The 548-nt window shown below is 71.2% G+C and carries 1 protein-coding gene; it reads right to left on the bottom strand.

Annotation, left to right across the window (positions count from 1 at the left end):
* Positions 1-540, bottom strand: a 540-nt coding sequence (locus LPA54_RS36005; protein ID WP_228984749.1) for a universal stress protein, incomplete at its 3' end; no start/stop codon positions are given.
* Between the last annotated feature and the right edge of the window lie 8 nt (positions 541-548).

Here is a 548-nt window from a genome sequence, read left to right as displayed (position 1 = left end):
GTCCGAGCCCATGTCGCGCTGTGCTGCGACGAGTGCTCCCGCGTCACGGACCACGGGCCAGATGGGCCATCCGTGCAACGCCACCAAGCGGTCGCCACGCCGGGCGGCCTCTGCGAAACCGAAGTCGAGGAGGGAGGCGCAGTCGTGGTGGATGTCCAGGCCCACGATCACGTCGCGAGTCGGAACGTCGGGGGCTGACTGCCGGGGCGTGGCCGGTTGACCGGTGACTCGCACCAGCACGACGGGCGTCTGCGTCGAGCTGACCGTCTCCCTCGCGACCGACCCGAGCAGGAAGCCCATGGTGCCGCTCAGGCCACGCGAGCCGAGAACCAGGAGGTCGGTGCCGGCGGCCGCGCCGGTCAGGACGGTGGCCGCCCGCCCGAGCAGCAGCCGTGTGCTGACCCGCAAGGAGGGGTGGTTCCGCCGCACTGTACGGGCGGTATCGGCCAGGAACTCCTCTGCCTGATGACGTACGGCACTGGCGTCGACGGCATCCGCAGCCGCTGGACGCGGCCCCTCGTGAACGTGGACGAGGCACAGGGGTACAC

Source organism: Streptomyces sp. DH12 (genome assembly GCF_020873895.1).
Classification (GTDB): domain Bacteria; phylum Actinomycetota; class Actinomycetes; order Streptomycetales; family Streptomycetaceae; genus Streptomyces.
The sequence above is the reverse complement of the archived record's forward strand: the minus strand, read 5'-3'. Positions and strand labels throughout refer to the sequence as shown.